At 57.1% G+C, this 15,381-nt stretch carries 15 protein-coding genes; 14 read left to right on the top strand and 1 reads right to left on the bottom strand.

What is annotated here, in order from left to right; translation table 11 throughout:
• Nucleotides 1-420 precede the first annotated feature (420 nt).
• The 14 genes from ccoN (at nt 421) to queE (ending at nt 13,919) form a co-directional block, all read left to right on the top strand.
• The gene (ccoN, locus tag C4S72_RS02085) at nt 421-1,851 is read left to right on the top strand and encodes a cytochrome-c oxidase, cbb3-type subunit I (protein ID WP_104001412.1); all 1,431 of its coding nucleotides are present in this window, start codon (nt 421-423) and stop codon (nt 1,849-1,851) included.
• A 22-nt stretch (nt 1,852-1,873) separates the two neighbouring features.
• Entirely contained in the window at nt 1,874-2,494 is a 621-nt protein-coding gene (gene ccoO / locus C4S72_RS02080) for a cytochrome-c oxidase, cbb3-type subunit II (protein ID WP_104001411.1), read from the top strand.
• Between the two features lie 6 nt (nt 2,495-2,500).
• Nucleotides 2,501-2,698 carry a cbb3-type cytochrome oxidase subunit 3 gene (locus C4S72_RS02075; protein ID WP_235009019.1) on the top strand — a complete coding sequence of 66 codons (198 nt, stop codon included), beginning with the start codon at nt 2,501-2,503 and terminating at the stop codon, nt 2,696-2,698.
• On the top strand, nt 2,695-3,588 hold the full coding sequence (ccoP, locus tag C4S72_RS02070) for a cytochrome-c oxidase, cbb3-type subunit III (RefSeq protein ID WP_104001410.1): 894 nt from the start codon (nt 2,695-2,697) through the stop codon (nt 3,586-3,588). The genes C4S72_RS02075 and ccoP overlap by 4 nt, the downstream gene beginning before the upstream one ends.
• 269 nt (nt 3,589-3,857) lie before the next feature.
• Nucleotides 3,858-5,282, top strand: coding sequence for a cytochrome c oxidase accessory protein CcoG (gene ccoG / locus C4S72_RS02065; RefSeq protein ID WP_104001409.1), 1,425 nt, complete (start codon nt 3,858-3,860; stop codon nt 5,280-5,282).
• 75 nt (nt 5,283-5,357) lie between these two features.
• Nucleotides 5,358-5,864, top strand: coding sequence for a FixH family protein (locus C4S72_RS02060; protein WP_104001408.1), 507 nt, complete (start codon nt 5,358-5,360; stop codon nt 5,862-5,864).
• A gap of 15 nt (nt 5,865-5,879) precedes the next feature.
• Nucleotides 5,880-8,333 carry a heavy metal translocating P-type ATPase gene (locus tag C4S72_RS02055; protein WP_104001407.1) on the top strand — a complete coding sequence of 818 codons (2,454 nt, stop codon included), beginning with the start codon at nt 5,880-5,882 and terminating at the stop codon, nt 8,331-8,333.
• A 13-nt stretch (nt 8,334-8,346) separates the two neighbouring features.
• Nucleotides 8,347-8,565 carry a cbb3-type cytochrome oxidase assembly protein CcoS gene (ccoS, locus tag C4S72_RS02050; protein WP_104001406.1) on the top strand — a complete coding sequence of 73 codons (219 nt, stop codon included), beginning with the start codon at nt 8,347-8,349 and terminating at the stop codon, nt 8,563-8,565.
• On the top strand, nt 8,555-9,223 hold the full coding sequence (locus C4S72_RS02045) for a sulfite exporter TauE/SafE family protein (protein WP_104001405.1): 669 nt from the start codon (nt 8,555-8,557) through the stop codon (nt 9,221-9,223). The genes ccoS and C4S72_RS02045 overlap by 11 nt, the downstream gene beginning before the upstream one ends.
• Before the next feature lie 75 nt (nt 9,224-9,298).
• On the top strand, nt 9,299-10,690 hold the full coding sequence (gene hemN, locus C4S72_RS02040; RefSeq protein ID WP_104001404.1) for an oxygen-independent coproporphyrinogen III oxidase: 1,392 nt from the start codon (nt 9,299-9,301) through the stop codon (nt 10,688-10,690).
• 96 nt (nt 10,691-10,786) lie between these two features.
• Nucleotides 10,787-11,560, top strand: coding sequence for a fumarate/nitrate reduction transcriptional regulator Fnr (fnr, locus tag C4S72_RS02035; protein WP_104001403.1), 774 nt, complete (start codon nt 10,787-10,789; stop codon nt 11,558-11,560).
• Between the two features lie 175 nt (nt 11,561-11,735).
• Nucleotides 11,736-12,278, top strand: coding sequence for an adenine phosphoribosyltransferase (locus tag C4S72_RS02030; protein ID WP_104001402.1), 543 nt, complete (start codon nt 11,736-11,738; stop codon nt 12,276-12,278).
• A gap of 86 nt (nt 12,279-12,364) precedes the next feature.
• Entirely contained in the window at nt 12,365-13,282 is a 918-nt protein-coding gene (locus C4S72_RS02025) for a recombination-associated protein RdgC (RefSeq protein WP_104001401.1), read from the top strand.
• Nucleotides 13,283-13,286: 4 nt separating this feature from the next.
• Complete coding sequence (gene queE, locus C4S72_RS02020) at nt 13,287-13,919, top strand: 7-carboxy-7-deazaguanine synthase (protein ID WP_104001400.1); 633 nt, start codon at nt 13,287-13,289, stop codon at nt 13,917-13,919.
• 78 nt (nt 13,920-13,997) lie between these two features.
• On the opposite strand, the gene C4S72_RS02015 is transcribed toward queE, so the two are convergent.
• Entirely contained in the window at nt 13,998-14,882 is an 885-nt protein-coding gene (locus C4S72_RS02015) for a bile acid:sodium symporter family protein (protein WP_104001399.1), read from the bottom strand.
• Between the last annotated feature and the right edge of the window lie 499 nt (nt 14,883-15,381).

The following is a 15,381-nucleotide window of genomic DNA, read 5'->3' as shown; positions in this document are numbered from 1 at the left end:
TCCAGCCTCGTTTCTAATGGTCGCGCACTATAGTCAGGTATACCCTCAGGCTCAACCGGCATATAAAGATGTCCTACTAAAGCGCCCGGATAAATAAGCCCAAAAACCCGGTTGATCCATATCAAGCAAAGGAAGTTTAGTCTTAAGTCTTAGGTCTTACTGCGCGCCCAAAAAGGGTCCCTAGGGCGAAAAACGGCTGTAAAAAATGCGTCCAACCCACAAAATAACGCTTTACTTTCAAAATGATAGAAAGACTCCATATTCATACAGACGTTTCACACGCCCTCCTTTAAGTAATTTTCCCCGGTGCGACAAAGAGCCACACTAAAACACCACATCGCGTTGAAAACGTGGGGGTATTACCAGATAATTGCCGGCGGAACTCTTCTTACTTTTCTAGCTTGTTGATGAGAGCCTGACATGAGCACTGCAACTGAACAACCGACTTACAATTACAAAGTCGTGCGCCAGTTCGCCATCATGACGGTGGTATGGGGTATTGTCGGTATGGGCGTTGGCGTCCTTATCGCAGCCCAGCTGGTATGGCCGGCACTGAACTTCGACCTTCCCTGGTTGAGCTACGGACGTATCCGTCCGTTACACACCAACGCGGTAATCTTCGCGTTTGGTGGTTGTGCACTTTTCTCGACGTCTTACTACGTCGTGCAGCGCACCTGTCAGACCCGTCTGTTCTCTGACGGTTTGGCCGCATTCACTTTCTGGGGTTGGCAGCTGGTAATTCTGCTTGCAGCCATCAGCCTGCCGCTGGGCTTCACCTCTGCCAAGGAATACGCCGAGCTGGAATGGCCGATCGACATCCTGATCGCCGTGGTCTGGGTCTCCTATGCCATCGTGTTCCTCGGCACAGTGAAGATGCGTAAAACCTCCCACATTTACGTGGGTAACTGGTTTTACATGGCATTCATCCTGACCGTTGCCGTACTGCACATCGTCAACAGCATGGCGCTGCCAGTCACCCTGACCAAGTCTTACTCCATGTACCCTGGTACCGTGGATGCGATGGTTCAATGGTGGTACGGCCATAACGCGGTAGGTTTCTTCCTGACTGCGGGCTTCCTGGGCATGATGTACTACTTCGTACCGAAGCAGGCTGAGCGTCCGATCTACTCCTACCGCCTGTCAGTCGTGCACTTCTGGGCTCTGATCGCCACCTACATGTGGGCCGGCGGCCACCACCTGCACTACTCTGCTCTGCCTGACTGGACTCAGTCTGTAGGCATGGTTATGTCTCTGATCCTGCTGGCTCCCTCCTGGGGCGGTATGATCAACGGCATGATGACCCTGTCCGGCGCATGGCACAAACTGCGTACCGATCCGGTACTGCGCTTCCTGGTTGTTTCTCTGTCCTTCTACGGTATGTCCACCTTCGAAGGCCCGATGATGTCGATCAAGACTGTAAACGCCCTGTCTCACAACACTGACTGGACCATCGGCCACGTACACGCCGGCGCTCTGGGCTGGGTTGCGATGATCTCTATCGGTGCTGTTTACCACATGATCCCGCGTCTGTTCGGCAAGGCACAGATGTACTCTGTTGGTCTGGTTAACGCCCACTTCTGGCTGGCCACCATCGGTACCGTTCTCTACATCTGCGCGATGTGGGTCAACGGCATCCTGCAGGGTCTGATGTGGCGTGCGGTTAACGAAGACGGCACCCTGACCTACAGCTTTGTGGAAGCACTGGAAGCAAGCCACCCGGGTTATCTGGTTCGCTGGATCGGCGGCTTGTTCTTCCTCACAGGTATGCTGCTGATGGCGTTCAACGTGTGGCAGACCGTTCGTGCCGGTAGCTCTGTTAAAGCAGCTGAGCCTTCAGCCCAGACTGCTTGATCGAGACTAGGAGCAGATAGCAATGATCAAACACGAAACAATTGAAAAGAACATTGGACTGATGGTCCTGCTGATCATCATCGTCATCAGTGGCGGTGGTCTGGCAGAGATCGTACCTCTGTTCTTCCAGAGCTCTACAACCAAGCCGATCGAAGGCCTGCGCACCTATAATGCAGTCGAACTCGAAGGTCGCGACATCTACATCCGTGAAGGCTGCAACGTCTGCCACACCCAGATGATCCGCCCCTTCCGTGCTGAAACCGAGCGTTACGGTCACTACTCCACCGCTGACGAGCACGTATGGGAACACCCGTTCCTGTGGGGCTCCAAGCGTACCGGTCCGGACCTGGCTCGCGTAGGCGGTCGTTACTCCGACGACTGGCATCGTGCTCACCTGTACAACCCGCGTGACGTTGTACCTGAGTCCAAGATGCCGGCGTACCCCTGGCTGTTCGAAAACAGGCTGACGGGTGCGGATACCGCAGCAAAGATGCAGACCTTGCGCAAGCTTGGCGTGCCGTACACCGACGAGCAGATCGATGGCGCGCAGGAAGCCGTATCAGGACAGTATGAGATCGACGCCCTGGTCGCTTACCTGCAGGCACTCGGAAAGCTGCATGGCGAATACACCAACAAGCGGTAACTAATTGTGAGTTACGAAGTTTATGGCCCTTACCTGCCAGTCATAATGCTGATCACGTTCATCGCCCTGTTTTTCTGGGTGTTGAGCCCCAAGAACAGCAAACGATTTGACGACGCCGCGCAGGCTCCCTTCGCTGACGAAGAGGAACATGCAAAGGCTACCGGCCAGGTCAAGGAAGCCAATAACGGGAGAGACGACAAATGAGTGCTTTCTGGAGCGCATGGGTAACTGTCATTACCCTGGCCGTGATTTTTGGCTGCACCTGGTTGCTGTTCGCAACTCGGAAGAGCGAAAAACACAAGGAAATGACTGAAGAAACCGTCGGTCATGAGTTCGACGGTATTGCAGAGTACGACAACCCGCTGCCGCGCTGGTGGTTCATGATGTTCATCGGAACCGTCATTTTCGGCCTGGGTTACCTGGCTCTGTATCCGGGTCTGGGAAGCTTCCAGGGCCTGCTCGGCTGGAGCTCCCACGGTCAGTGGGAAGAAGAGATGCAGCACGCAGAAGAGGTTTACAAGCCTGTTTTTGCCAAGTACGCAGCTCTGTCTGTCGAGGAACTTCAGGATCCGAGCAACGAAACCGGCCTGAGAATGGGTCAGCGCATGTTCGCCAACAACTGCTCAGTCTGCCACGGCTCTGCAGGTACCGGCGCGTATGGCTTCCCGAACCTGACCGACAACGACTGGCTGTACGGCGGCGAGCCGGACACCATCAAAACCACCATCACCAACGGTCGTAACGGCGGCATGCCGGCCTGGGGCCAGGTGCTGGGTGAAGATGGTGTGCGCGACGTAACCTCCTACGTGCTGTCACTGAGCGGCCAGGAAGTTGACGACGCAGCAGCGGCACGTGGTGAAAGCCAGTTCCAGGCGCTGTGCGCAGCCTGCCACACTGCCGAAGGTACAGGCATGCACGCCCTGGGCGCGCCTAACCTGACCGACGACATCTGGCTTTACGGCGGCAGCTTCGAACAGGTTGCTCATACCATCCGTAACGGTCGTGCGGGCGTAATGCCGGCTCACAAGGATCTGCTGTCTGACGACAAGATCCACCTGATTACCGCGTACGTCTACAGCCTGTCTAACAAGTAAGTAGCAGGCAACTTAAAACAAAGGCGATATGACTCAGGTCATATCGCCTTTTTTGTTGTTCACCTATCATTAACGGTACAGTTGCGGCGGGAGACTCAAAGTTATGAATAACAGTTTCTCGTGCGAATGACGGCCAGTCCGACTACAACACCAATAAATTGCAGCCCCGGCTTTCCATACCGTGGAGCCGCAAAGCGCCTGCCATAAACATTCGCGAAAACCCAATACAAGACCTCACCAAGGGTCGTCTCTCTGTGTGGTGATTAGACATGAACCAGATTCCGGTAAAAGATCTCACGCCCAAAAAAGGTGCCGGTGACGGCAAGGACAGCTACGATCTTTACGCCAAGCGCGAACATATCTACGTCAAATACTACAAGGGCTTCTTCAAGAACTTCCGCGTCATCTCCGGCGCGATAATGCTGATCATGTTTTACGGCTTTTCCTGGCTTCAGTGGGATGGTCGCCAGGCGATCCTGTTCGACCTGCCTAACCGTCAGTTTCATATATTCGGCCTCACCTTCTGGCCGCAGGATTTCATGCTGCTTTCCTGGCTGCTGATCATTCTCGCCTTCACGCTATTTTTCGTTACCGTATTTGCCGGCCGCCTCTGGTGCGGTTATGCCTGTCCGCAGTTCGTCTGGACCTGGTTTTTCATCTGGGCGGAGCGCATTACCGAGGGTGATCGCAACAAGCGCATGAAACTCGACAAGGCGAAAATGAGCAAAGAGAAAGCGTTGCGCAAAACAGCCAAGCACCTGCTCTGGCTGTTTATTGCCGCCGCCAGCGCCATCGCCTTCGTCGGCTATTTCTCCCCTATTCGCGAACTGATCCCCAATGTACTGGTATGGGACCTGGGGCCATGGGAAACCTGGTGGCTGGCGTTCTTCACCGTAGCCACCTACGGCAATGCCGGCTGGCTGCGCGAGCAGGTTTGCATCTACATGTGCCCCTACGCCCGCTTCCAGAGCGTCATGTTCGATCAGGACACGCTGATCATCTCCTACGATGAAGAACGTGGCGAGAAACGCGGCAGCCGCAAAAAAGGTGCTGACTACAAGGAACAGGGACTCGGCGACTGCATCGACTGCGGCAACTGCGTCCATGTCTGCCCGGTAGGCATCGATATCCGCGACGGACTGCAGTACGAATGCGTGGCCTGCGGTGCCTGCGTTGATGCCTGCGATGACATCATGGACCGGATGAACTACCCCCGCGGACTGGTGCGTTACACCACCGAGCACCAGCTCGAAGGCAAGCAGACACATATCCTGCGCCCGCGCCTGATCGGTTACTTCGCTGCACTGATGGCAATGTTTATCGCCTTCGGCTTTACGCTAATAAACCGAGTGCCACTAGAGGTCGATATCATCCGTGACCGCGGTCAGCTGTACACCAATACCCCATCAGGAAAGATCGAGAATGTGTACACCCTGAAGATCGCCAACAAGGAACAGGGTGATCATCAGTACCGCATCAGCGTTTCCGGAGTCGAAGGGCTGGAGCTGCGTACCGAAAGCCTGGTAAACATCGCTGCCGGTGAGCTGCTGGAATACCCGGTGCGCCTGCAGATGGACCCGGCCGATATCGAAAAGCCGAACTACGACATCAAATTCACTGTCGAAGCAACGGATGACTCTTCGATCACCGTGACCGAGGATAACCGTTTTATAGGCCCTGCCCGCTCCCGTTAAATCGATCCACGTCACACGGGAATTAGTTTAGAATGGCGGCCGGAAATAACCGGCCGCCCGATTTAGAGGTAGTTCATGCACGACGAAGCGCAAGCCCCCTGGTACAAACAGACCTGGCTCTGGTTTGTTCTGGCGCCCCTGATCGCCACCGTTATTTACGGCACAACCTTTCTCTATCTCTCGATAGTGACCAACGACGGCCTGGTGAAGGATGACTTCTACAAGGTTGCTCGCGGTATCAGTGAAGACCCCTCCCGTGAAAACAGAGCGGTGGAACTCAACATTCATGGCCAGCTGACTCTCGACAGCGTCACCGGCGACGTGCAGCTGCAGCTGGAAAGCAACGAACAGCTGCCGAGCGAGCTGCAACTGGTACTGGTTCACCCGACACACCAGAAATACGACCAGGTACTGCAACTGCGCTCGGTCGATAACCGCGGACTGTACAGCTCCAGCCTTCAGTCTCAGATCGAAGGTAAGCGCTACGTGATTCTTGAACCCGCAGACCAGAGCTGGCAGGTACAGACCGAAACGCTGCCGCCCTACGACCATAATACCTTCGCCCTGGGCTCATCGAACTAACGGAAGCCCGGTGGAATGAACTCTCGCGTCGAGACCAGCTCGCAAAGCCACTGCTACCATTGCGGGCTTCCAGTACCCATGGGCAGCGACTACAGCCTCTGTATCGATGGCAAGGAGCGGTCGATGTGCTGCCCGGGCTGTCTGGCCGTGGCGGAAACCATTCTCGGTGGCGGACTGGATAATTTCTACCGCCACCGGGATAAGCAAAACGCTACCAGCGAGCGCGTGCGTTCAACCAACACCGAACAGCGTGCTCAAGAACTACGTCTTTTTGATACGCCTGAAGTTCAGAACACCTTCGTCCACACCAATGACCAGGGGCAGCGCGAAGCACTCCTCGTGATCGAGGGGATCACCTGCGCTGCCTGTATATGGTTGCTCGAACACCACCTTGAAAAACAGCCCGGCGTCAGCCAGATCAGCGTCAACCTGACGACCCACCGTGCACGCCTGTGCTGGGATCCCGAACAGACCCCGCTGAGCTCGCTGCTGGGTGAATTTGATCGCATCGGTTATCAGGCTCACCCTTATCAGCCAAACCGTGAAGAAGCCCTGCTCGAACAGGAGAAAAAGCGCGCCATACGTCGACTCGGCGTGGCAGGCGTCTTCACCATGCAGGTGATGATGCTGGCTGCTGCACTCTATGCCGGCGACATGAGTTCCTCAATGGAGGGCCGCTTCGTCGATTTTATTCGCTGGGCCTCATTCGTGCTTGCCACGCCGGTAGCACTGTATGCGGCGCTGCCATTCTATAAGGCAGCGCTGCGAGATATACGCACACGTCAGCTCAGCATGGATGTGCCGGTATCCATCGCTATTATCTGTGCCTACCTGGCCAGTGTCTGGGCCACGATCACCGGCACCGGCGATGTCTATTATGACTCGGTCAGCATGTTCACCTTTTTCCTGCTGGTCGGGCGTTTTATGGAGATGCAGGCACGCCATCGTACCGGTCGGGCCGGCAACGCCCTGCTTAACCTGCTCCCCACCAGTGCACTGCGCCTGATCGACGGCGAAGAGCAACTGGTACCGGCAACCCAGCTAAAACGCGACGACCGGGTACTGGTAAAACCCGGACACACCATCCCCTGCGACGGCATCATCGTCCGCGGCACCACATCGGTGGACGAATCAGCCCTGACCGGCGAGTACCTGCCGCAGGCACGCAGCGTCGACGATGCCGTCGTCGGCGGTACGCAGAATGTGGAACATGCCGTTGAGGTCCGCGTTACCGAGACCGGCAGCGAATCGCGCCTGTCCACCATCGTCCGCATGCTGGATCGCGCCCAGGCCGAGAAGCCGGCGGTAGCCCGGCTTGCCGACAGGGTCGCCCGCTATTTTGTGGCTGCAACGCTGGTCACCGCTGTAATCGTTGCCACCAGCTGGTGGTTTATCCGTCCGGAGGATGCGTTCTGGATCACCCTGTCGGTACTGGTGGTTACCTGTCCCTGCGCACTCTCCCTGGCAACCCCAACGGCGCTGACCGCCGCGACAGGCACACTGCGCGCCAGCGGCCTGCTGATCAGCCGCGGCCATTTACTGGAAAGCTTTGCCACCGCGACCCACGTCGTTTTCGACAAAACGGGCACACTGACCGAAGGCAACCTGCAGATTCGCTCCACCCACTCTCTTGGCGCGACAACCAATAAAGAGCTGCTGCGACTCGCCGCCGCTCTGGAATCGGCTTCAGAGCATCCGATCGCCCAGGCGTTTTCCGCCTTCGGCGGCTATCAGGCAAACGAGGTGAAAAATCATCTCGGACAGGGCCTGGAGGGCTGGATAGACGGCAGAGGCTACCGCATAGGCAAACCGGCTTTCGCCGCAGAGATCACCGGCAAGTCCGCGCCAGAGCAACCGGACGAACGTGGCCTCTGGCTGCTGCTCTGTACTGAGGGTGAGGCTCTGGGCTGGTTCCAGCTCGACGATCAGATCCGACCGGAAGCCGCCCGGGTGATCGCTGAACTCAAGCAACTGGGGCTCAGCTGCGTCATGCTCACCGGCGACGCTTCTCTGGCCGCCGACGAGGTCGCCGCAAAGCTCGGTATCGAAACCCTTAAAAAAGGCGTGAGGCCAGAGCAGAAACTCGCGTTCCTTAACGAGCTGGACCAACAGGGCGCCGACGTCATCATGGTCGGCGACGGCATTAACGATATCCCCGCCCTAGCTGGAGCACGCGCCTCCGTAGCTATGGCCGGCGCTACCGATCTTGCCAAGACAAACGCCGATGCGGTGCTTATCGCCAATGACCTGCAACGCCTCAGCGATGCGGTACGCCTGGCCCGTAAGACCCGCACGATCATCCGTGAGAACCTGGCCTGGGCCGCCTGCTACAATCTTCTGGCCCTGCCCCTGGCAGCTACCGGGTTTATCCCGCCCTACATGGCCGCCATCGGCATGTCGGCGAGTTCGCTGGTCGTTGTCGGCAACGCGCTAAGGCTCAGCCGGGCACCACGCAAAAGCAGGCACTAATCCGGAGTTACCTATGAGCATCATCTACCTGCTGATCCCTATCGCGATCATCCTGGCCTCTATCGGAATCTGGGCCTTTTTCTGGAGCGTCAATTCCGGCCAGTTTGATGACCTTGAATCCCCCGCACACAAAATTCTCTACGATGATGATGCGGACCTGATTCCTGACGACGCTAAAAACAGCACTCGCGAGCAGGGGCGGAACAGCGACACGAAAAGCGATGGTGCCTGAATCTCTCGAGTTCTCCATGGCGATTCTGATCGGCCTGCTCGGTGCCACTCACTGTGTCGGCATGTGCGGCGGAATTGCCGCCAGCGTCAGCATGAGCCAGGATGACAGCCGTCGCGGCATCCCCCTGGTTATCGCCTATAACATCGGACGTATTTCGAGCTACGCAGTTGCCGGCGCCCTGATCGGCCTGCTCGGCTATCAGCTCAGCAGCGGCGGCGTAGGAATACTGCTGAGAACGCTGGCAGGTGTGCTGCTGATACTGATGGGACTTTATGTGGCCCAGTGGTGGCAGATACTAACGCGGCTCGAACGTGCCGGCGGAGTGCTCTGGCGCTACCTGCGCCCGCTGGCCTCACGACTATTGCCCGCGGACACTCTGCCGAAAGCCCTGCTTCTGGGTGGACTCTGGGGCTGGCTACCCTGCGGGCTGGTCTATTCCACGCTGATCTGGTCATCTGCCGCGGGTCACTGGTATGACAGCGCGTTACTGATGATAGGTTTTGGCCTGGGTACCCTCCCCGCCATGCTGACAACCGGCGTTCTGGCTCAGCAGGTACGCGCATTGATGCAGCGTAAAGGCGTGCGCAGGGGCGCTGGGATGCTGATCATACTCTTCGGGGTTTACACCCTTCCCCTTAGCGCACTGACTGGCCATTGATGTCGGTCAAGTGATACACAAAACGGGCTGATATACTTGCGCCCGGCGCCAACGTTTTACGAGGATTGAACCGAAGTGAGCAGCACAAACCGCATTCAGTGGGATCTTGATCTCATTCGCCGCTACGACCTGTCCGGGCCGAGATACACCTCTTACCCGACGGCGCTTCAGTTCGACCCAGAGCTGTCCGCCACTGAGCTGGTTGAAGCCGGCCGCAGCAGCGCCGACCAGAGCAGTCCGCTGTCACTCTACGTGCATATCCCGTTCTGTGAGCACGTCTGCTATTACTGCGCCTGCAACAAGGTAATCACACGACGTCGTGACAAGGCTCAACCCTACCTCGATACCGTTTATCAGGAGATGGAGCAGCTGTCCCGCTGGTATAGCGGCGATCGCCAGGTCAATCAGCTGCATTGGGGCGGCGGCACGCCCACCTTTATTTCCGATCAGCAGATGCGTGACCTGATGACGCATCTGCGCAGTAACTTTAATCTGCGCGATGACGATAAGGGCGACTACTCTATCGAGGTAGACCCCCGTGAAGCCCAGGACACCAGCCTGCAGGTCCTTCGCGAAATCGGCTTTAACCGCATCAGTCTTGGCGTACAGGACCTGGACCCGCAAGTTCAGGAGGCGGTCAACCGTATTCAGCCCACCGAGCAGACGTTGCGGGTGCTCCACACCTCGCGCGAGCTCGGCTTCAAGTCGATCAACATGGACCTGATTTACGGCCTGCCACACCAGACCCTGGATGGGTTCAACGCCACTCTGGATTCAGTGATAGAAATGTCACCGGACCGGCTCTCCGTATTCAACTACGCCCACTTGCCGGACCGGTTCCGCTCCCAGCGGCATATCCAGGCGGAACATCTACCCAGCCCGGAAACCAAGCTCGATATTCTGCAGAGTACTATCGAGAAACTGCTGGCTGCAGGCTACGTGTATATCGGCATGGATCATTTTGCCAAGCCAAACGATGAACTGGCGCTGGCACAGGCAAACGGACACCTGCACCGCAACTTCCAGGGCTATACCACCCATTCAGACTGTGACCTGGTCGCCATGGGCGTGTCGGCAATCAGCCAGATTGGGGACGTCTACTATCAGAATGAGCACGAGATCAGCGCCTACAGCCAGGCCGTTGCTGATCGTGGCAACGCGGTGCGCCGGGGCGTTAAATTAACGACTGACGACCATATCCGTCGCGCAGTCATTACCCAGCTTATCTGTCATTTCGAGCTGAAGCCGGCCCAAATCGAATCAGACTTTGGTATAAGCTTCAGCCACTATTTCCAGAAGGAACTGGAAAGCCTGGGGCAGTTCGCGGAAGACGGCCTGATCAGCTTGAACGCCGATCTGATCCGCGTTACAGACGCGGGCCGCCTGCTTATCCGCCGGATCTGCATGGCGTACGACGCCTACATTCCACAGGAAACAGCAACCCGCCGCTACTCCAGGATCATTTAGGTGGTCACTTCAAGCCAAGCGTCAAATGTTACATAATGCGACATTAGCCGCTTGGCTTGATAGTGACCAAAGCCACCTCGAAAAAGGGAATGCCCCATGGGTGATCAAAATTGTGAAGGTAAACTGCGCAGCCTGCATCAGGTCCACTGCAACACCTGCAGCCTGAGCTCGCTGTGCCTACCGGTTTCGTTGAATATGACGGAAATGGAACGGCTCGATAACATCATCGAGAAAAGCCGCCCAATCAAAAAGGGTGAGCACCTGTTCCACCAGGGAGAGACCTTTACAACGGTTTACGCCGTACGTGCGGGCACCATCAAGAGCTATACCCTGACCAACGAGGGTGAAGAGCAGATTACCGGTTTCTACTTCCCCGGCGAACTGGTCGGCATGAGTGGCGTTGACGGCGTGACCTACCCTGTCTCTGCCAAGGTGCTGGAAACCACTACGGTCTGCGAGATCCCGTTTGAGCGCCTGGATGACCTGGCCGGACAGATGCCGGAACTGCGTCGTCAGATGCTGCGCACCATGAGCAAGGAGCTGCGTGACGATCAGCAAATGATGATGCTGCTGTCGAAAAAGAACGCCGAACAGCGCGTGGCTACCTTCCTGATCAAGCTGTCCACCCGCTTCCGTGCCCGTGGTTACTCTCCGTCTCAGTTCCGTCTCTCCATGTCACGCAACGAGATCGGCAACTACCTGGGCCTCGCGGTTGAAACGGTCAGCCGTATCTTCACCCGCTTCCAGGCGATGTCCCTAATCCGCGTTGACGGCAAAGAGATTGAGCTCTGCAACCTGTCCGAGCTGTATGACCTGGCCGGCGAGTGCAACCCGTTTGAAGAATCCGACAGCAACTCCCAGCGCGGCTGACACCCAGCGACTGAACATAAAAAAGGCGCTTATCCACAGGGATAAGCGCCAGAACAGTTGCACAATGAAGTAGCCATCTCAATGTGTAACCCAACGTTGTCCATTAGACACCTTCACCTTCCCCCGCACATTGAGTTAGATCAACAGCAAGCCCTGAAGCCGAGGAGCCTTTCCCATGTCGTACGACGAGTTTTACGTCAAATCCGTTATCCGTTCGCTTCCGGACTGGCCTGAACCTGGCGTTCTGTTTCGCGATATCACCCCGATATTCAAAGACCCGCGCGCACTGCGCATGGTTGCCGACGCCTTTATCCACCGTTACGTGGATACAGGGATCACCCATATCGCCTGTATCGATGCGCGCGGTTTCCTGTTTGGTTCTATCCTCGCTCATCAGCTTAACCTGCCGCTGGTACTGGTACGTAAAAAAGGCAAGCTGCCCGGCGACACCATCCATCAGGAATACAAGCTTGAGTACGGCAGCGCCGCCGTCGAGATGCAGTCCGACTCGGTCGGCGCTGGTGATCGCGTACTGTTGTTCGATGATCTGATCGCCACCGGCGGCACTATTCTCGCGGCCTGCACTCTGATCAAAAAGCTCGGTGCTGAAGTCGTTGAGGCTGCTGCTCTGATCGACCTGCCTGACCTGAAAGGCTCCGCTCTGATCCAGGAAGCGGGCGTGCCGGTCTATACCCTGCTGGCCTACGAGGGGGCCTGAGCCTCCTCTCCCCTTGCATCTGAGGCAGAGCCACTCAATAATGCGCGCCTTCGCTTCAATCCCTTTGAACCCCGACAGGAGGCGCAATGCTCTGGTTCAAGAACGCGGTATGGTACCGCTTCACTCCCGATACCGACTTCGATGCTGAAAAGCTGGAGCAGGCGCTTCTCGCCAAGCCCTTCACGCCCTGTAGCCGCCACGAGCAGAAACGCACCGGCTGGACCTCGCCCACCTACGGACTGACCGAAAGCCCGGTATTCGCCAGCACCGGCTATCTGCTTGTGTGCCTGCAGCAGGAGGAGCGCATCCTCCCCGGCAGCGTGGTACGCGACGCCCTGAACGAAAAGGTCGAGCAGATCGAGCAGGAGGAGGACCGCAAGGTGTTCCGCAAGGAACGCGCCCAGTTGAAGGAGGAAGTCACCTTCGAACTGCTGCCGCGCGCCTTTACCCGCCGCCGTCCAACTCACGCACTGATCTCTGCCGAACATGGCTGGATCGCCGTCGACGCCTCCTCTATTACCAAGGCCGAACAACTGCTCAGCGAGCTGCGTGAGGCTCTGGGCTCACTGCGCGTTCGTCTACCTGAGGTCCAGGACTCACCGGGAGCCACACTCTCAGGCTGGGTCATGGGCAACCACGACCTGCCGGCAGGCATAGATCTGGAGCAGGAGTGCGAAATCAAAGATACGCTGGCGGATGAAGGCGGTGTCATCAAGGTGAAGGGACAGGACCTCACCAGCAGCGAGATTCGCGCCCATATCGAAGGCGGCATGGAAGTGAGCAAACTGGCACTCTGCTGGGAGCAGCAGTTGCGCATGGTTCTGCACGACGACCTGACCCTGCATCGCCTTAAGCTGACCGACGAGTACCGCGACCAGCTTGAAGAGCAGGCTCCCGAAGAGGAACTGGCCGCCCTGGATGCGGACGTGACTCAGCTGGGCCTGGAGTACACCCGCCTGTTCCCGCAACTGCTGGCAGCCTTTGGCGGCGAGCTGGAGCGCTAAGGCGATGTACAGCGTTTACGAGATGTTCTACACCCTTCAGGGCGAAGGCGCACAGAGCGGCCGCCCTGCGGTGTTCTGTCGCTTTTCCGGCTGCAATCTATGGAGCGGAAGGGAAAAGGATCGCGCCAGCGCGATCTGCGATTTTTGTGATACCGCTTTCGTCGGCACGGGCGGCCAGGGCGGTGGTAAATTCGCTGACGCCAGTGCCCTGGCAGAGCGCATCGCCAGTCTATGGCCGGATCTTGGCCAGGGAAATCCCTACGTGGTCTGCACAGGCGGCGAACCCGCCCTGCAGCTGGACCGCGCACTCATCGATGAGCTGCACCGTCTGGGCTTTGAGATTGCCATAGAGACCAACGGCACCCGCCCTCTTCCCGAAGGGATCGACTGGATCTGTGTCAGCCCCAAGGCAGACACGGAGATAGTGGTGACTCAAGGTAACGAGCTTAAACTGGTTTATCCCCAGTCTCTGGCGCCACCGGAACGCTTTGAAGAGCTCGACTTTGAGCACTTCTATCTGCAGCCGATGGATGGCCCGTTGCAGGAAACCAACACCCGTCGCTGCGTTGACTACTGCATGGCGCATCCTCGTTGGTACCTGAGCATGCAGACCCACAAGTACCTCGGCATCGACTAGCCCTCCACGACGCGGCACAGAGCTCTACTGCAGACTGATCTGGTTATTTCCCGCCCCTAAGCCTGGAAAACAGCCCGTTCAGCCTGCCGCGGCGCCTGCTCGCCTCAGCGGCAGGTTCCGGTACAGCATCAACAGCGCCGCGGGCAACTGCATCACCACCCCGTAGATCAGCACCACGGCGGACATTTCGGCACTGCCCAGCATCGCGCCTGTAACCATCAGGGCGGTACCCGCATTCTGAATGCCGACCTCTACGGCCAGCGTAAGCCGAACCCTCCCCGGGGCCCCCAGGAACCATCCCAGGCCGGCACCTGCCGCCATCGCCAGCATAGAAAGCAATAACGCCACATGGGCATAACTCTGCATCAATGCCGGCAGACGCTCACGGTTTGCCAGCACCACCACCGCCACCATCGCCAGAAAGCCCAGTACTGCCAGCCCCTTCACCCAGGGGTAGAGCGTCTGGCAGATCGCCGGGAATCGTGCTCTCAGACAAACACCCAGAATGACGGGTAGCAGCGTGACGGTCGCCAGCTTGAATATGGAGGGAAGGATGGGAAAAGCGCCCAGATCCATGCCGAGCGCCGCATAATTCAGCACCAGCGCCGTCAGCAAAGGCAAGGTAAAAGGCGTGATCAGGCTACCCACCGCCGTCAACGCCACCGACAGCGCCGTGTCACCACGTGCTACCAGGGTGATCATATTGGAAGTCACACCGCCAGGAGCGAGGGTAACGATCATCAGAGCCGCCGCCACCAGTGGAGGCAACTGCAGCACAAGACAAAGAATAACGCCGATACAGGGCAACAGCAGCATCTGGCCCGTCAAGCCCGCAAGCAGCACCCGGCCATCCTGACGGAACACCCGCGCCAGATCACGCCACTCCAGCGTTATACCAACGCCCAGCATCATCAGAAACAGAGCAAACGGGAGCAGCAACTTTCCCAGCGATTCGACATCCATGGCATTCCCCGGAGCTTAAAAACGACTTATCCGGACGAGGATAACGGCAATCTGCTTTTAGAAACAAACGATTTGAATTATTCGTCTGTGATTGGATTCAGCCGCTTCGATAGCGCAATCCACAGCGTAAAATTTTGTTAACAAAACTGGAACACTTCAGTAACCATGGGGGCTGGCTGACACTACCCACATCTGTTGTGGATAAGACTGTGAAAAGTGCCACAAAATACCCATCAACCACCCGCTATGCCGTCGCCTCACACAGATTGATCATTTTTTAACCAGTTGTTTTTATCCTTTAAATAACAACAACTTATAATAATAAACACAAATCAACCTGGTCGCTTTCCGGCATATCTGCGACGCTCTGTCTACTGTTCAGTATTGTCACATTCCCGACATTCAAAAAGCACAGTGTCAAGGCCCGAAACTCGTTTTTTTCGTAATAGTTCACAGGCAACGCGCCAACTGGCCCCTGTGTGGAAAGCAGGGTAATATT

This window comes from Marinobacterium lutimaris, assembly GCF_900108065.1.
Lineage (GTDB): Bacteria > Pseudomonadota > Gammaproteobacteria > Pseudomonadales > Balneatricaceae > Marinobacterium_D > Marinobacterium_D lutimaris.
Note: the sequence above shows the minus strand (reverse complement) of the source record. Positions and strands in the feature narration are given on the sequence as shown.

Excerpts from the sequence above, each read along its gene's own strand:
- ccoN (WP_104001412.1), top strand. The coding sequence starts at position 421 with ATGAGCACTGCAACTGAACAACCGACTTACAATTACAAAGTCGTGCGC.
- ccoO (WP_104001411.1), top strand. The coding sequence starts at position 1,874 with ATGATCAAACACGAAACAATTGAAAAGAACATTGGACTGATGGTCCTG.
- ccoP (WP_104001410.1), top strand. The coding sequence starts at position 2,695 with ATGAGTGCTTTCTGGAGCGCATGGGTAACTGTCATTACCCTGGCCGTG.
- ccoG (WP_104001409.1), top strand. The coding sequence starts at position 3,858 with ATGAACCAGATTCCGGTAAAAGATCTCACGCCCAAAAAAGGTGCCGGT.
- C4S72_RS02060 (WP_104001408.1), top strand. The coding sequence starts at position 5,358 with ATGCACGACGAAGCGCAAGCCCCCTGGTACAAACAGACCTGGCTCTGG.
- C4S72_RS02055 (WP_104001407.1), top strand. The coding sequence starts at position 5,880 with ATGAACTCTCGCGTCGAGACCAGCTCGCAAAGCCACTGCTACCATTGC.
- ccoS (WP_104001406.1), top strand. The coding sequence starts at position 8,347 with ATGAGCATCATCTACCTGCTGATCCCTATCGCGATCATCCTGGCCTCT.
- C4S72_RS02045 (WP_104001405.1), top strand. The coding sequence starts at position 8,555 with ATGGTGCCTGAATCTCTCGAGTTCTCCATGGCGATTCTGATCGGCCTG.
- fnr (WP_104001403.1), top strand. The coding sequence starts at position 10,787 with ATGGGTGATCAAAATTGTGAAGGTAAACTGCGCAGCCTGCATCAGGTC.
- C4S72_RS02030 (WP_104001402.1), top strand. The coding sequence starts at position 11,736 with ATGTCGTACGACGAGTTTTACGTCAAATCCGTTATCCGTTCGCTTCCG.
- C4S72_RS02025 (WP_104001401.1), top strand. The coding sequence starts at position 12,365 with ATGCTCTGGTTCAAGAACGCGGTATGGTACCGCTTCACTCCCGATACC.
- queE (WP_104001400.1), top strand. The coding sequence starts at position 13,287 with ATGTACAGCGTTTACGAGATGTTCTACACCCTTCAGGGCGAAGGCGCA.
- C4S72_RS02015 (WP_104001399.1), bottom strand. The coding sequence starts at position 14,882 with ATGGATGTCGAATCGCTGGGAAAGTTGCTGCTCCCGTTTGCTCTGTTT.